We start from the raw sequence: 2,500 nt of genomic DNA on the forward strand, positions 1-2,500 counted from the left end.
CCGTTGCCTGACCGCGCGGTATCGGATCAAATCTCGAGAAGCTGGTCTTAAGACCTGACACAAGCGAGCTGCTCGGCGTAGCTCCAATAAAGTGATCAGGTCGAACACGTCGATGGCATTGTTGGATTGACTGGGTTGTAAAAGGTAACCCGGTCTGTTGCTGTTTCTTTGAAACGGGCAACGAGATGATGAGCATTGGCAATGAGAACGATTAAGTGTCGTAAGGGCATTTGGTGGATGCCTTGGCATGCACAGGCGATGAAGGACGTGATACGCTGCGAAAAGCCGTGGGGAGCTGCGAATGAGCTTTGATCCATGGATCTCCGAATGGGGAAACCCACCTTAAATGCTTGGAAAATCCAAACTGACTGCAAGGTCGGCTTGGGTTTCCAAGCATTGTGATAAGGTATCTTACTTTCGAATACATAGGGGTAAGAAGCGAACGCAGGGAACTGAAACATCTAAGTACCTGCAGGAAAGGACATCAACCGAGACTCCGCAAGTAGTGGCGAGCGAACGCGGACCAGGCCAGTGGCATTAGTGATTAAAGCGGAACGCTCTGGAAAGTGCGGCCGTAGCGGGTGACAGCCCCGTACGCGTAGATATCATTAATGTCCTAGAGTAGGGCGGGACACGTGAAATCCTGTCTGAACATGGGGAGACCACTCTCCAAGCCTAAGTACTCGTGCATGACCGATAGCGAACAAGTACCGTGAGGGAAAGGTGAAAAGCACCCCGACAAGGGGAGTGAAATAGTACCTGAAACCGGATGCCTACAAACAGTCGGAGGGGGCAACCCTGACGGCGTACCTTTTGTATAATGGGTCAACGACTTAGTGTAACAAGCAAGCTTAAGCCGGTAGGTGTAGGCGCAGCGAAAGCGAGTCTGAATAGGGCGATATAGTTTGTTGCATTAGACCCGAAACCGAGTGATCTAGCCATGAGCAGGTTGAAGGTTGGGTAACACCAACTGGAGGACCGAACCCGCATCTGTTGCAATAGATTGGGATGACTTGTGGCTAGGGGTGAAAGGCCAATCAAACTCGGAAATAGCTGGTTCTCCGCGAAATCTATTTAGGTAGAGCGTCTGGCGAATACTCCCGGGGGTAGAGCACTGGATGGGCTATGGGGACTCACCGTCTTACTGATCCTAACCAAACTCCGAATACCGGGAAGTACTACCAGGCAGACACACGGCGGGTGCTAACGTCCGTCGTGAAAAGGGCAACAACCCTAACCTCCAGCTAAGGTCCCCAAGTCATGGCTAAGTGGGAAAGGATGTGAGGATCCCAAAACAACCAGGATGTTGGCTTAGAAGCAGCCATCATTTAAAGAAAGCGTAACAGCTCACTGGTCTAAATAAGGGTCTTTGCGCCGAAAATGTAACGGGGCTAAAGCCATGCACCGAAGCTGAGGATTCCTCTTTGAGGAGTGGTAGCGGAGCGTTCCGTAAGCTGATGAAGGGATACCCGTGAGGGGTCCTGGAGGTATCGGAAGTGCGAATGTTGACATGAGTAACGATAAAGAGGGTGAGAGACCCTCTCGCCGAAAGACCAAGGGTTCCTGCTTAAAGTTAATCTGAGCAGGGTTAGCCGGCCCCTAAGACGAGGCGGACACGCGTAGTCGATGGGAACCACGTTAATATTCGTGGGCCTGGTGGAAGTGACGGATCGCACAAGTTGTTCATTCTTATTGGATTGGATGGGCAGCGGAGCGGTTCCAGGAAATAGCTCCACCGTATAGACCGTACCCGAAACCGACACAGGTGGTCAGGTAGAGTATACCAAGGCGCTTGAGAGAACTATGTTGAAGGAACTCGGCAAATTGCACGCGTAACTTCGGAAGAAGCGTGACCCCATATGAGGCAACTCTTGTGGGGTGGCACAGACCAGGGGGTAGCGACTGTTTATCAAAAACACAGGGCTCTGCGAAGTCGCAAGACGACGTATAGGGTCTGACGCCTGCCCGGTGCTGGAAGGTTAAGAGGAGAGGTGCAAGCTTTGAATCGAAGCCCCAGTAAACGGCGGCCGTAACTATAACGGTCCTAAGGTAGCGAAATTCCTTGTCGGGTAAGTTCCGACCTGCACGAATGGCGTAACGACTTCCCCGCTGTCTCCAACATAGACTCAGTGAAATTGAATTCCCCGTGAAGATGCGGGGTTCCTGCGGTCAGACGGAAAGACCCCGTGCACCTTTACTATAGCTTTACACTGGCATTCGTGTCGGCATGTGTAGGATAGGTGGTAGGCTTTGAAGCAGGGACGCCAGTTTCTGTGGAGCCATCCTTGAAATACCACCCTTATCGTCATGGATGTCTAACCGCGGCCCGTTATCCGGGTCCGGGACAGTGTATGGTGGGTAGTTTGACTGGGGCGGTCGCCTCCGAAAGAGTAACGGAGGCGCGCGATGGTGGGCTCAGACCGGTCGGAAATCGGTCGTCGAGTGCAATGGCATAAGCCCGCCTGACTGCGAGACTGACAAGTCGAGCAGAGACGAAAGT

The 2,500-nt window shown here is 52.5% G+C and carries 1 rRNA gene (cut by a window edge); it reads left to right on the forward strand.

The annotated features are described in order from the left end of the window. Positions 1 to 209: 209 nt before the first annotated feature. A 23S ribosomal RNA gene (locus FHT93_RS35400) occupies positions 210 to 2,500 on the forward strand (it continues 508 nt past the right edge of the window).

This window comes from Rhizobium sp. BK379, from assembly GCF_014193955.1.
Classification (GTDB): domain Bacteria; phylum Pseudomonadota; class Alphaproteobacteria; order Rhizobiales; family Rhizobiaceae; genus Rhizobium.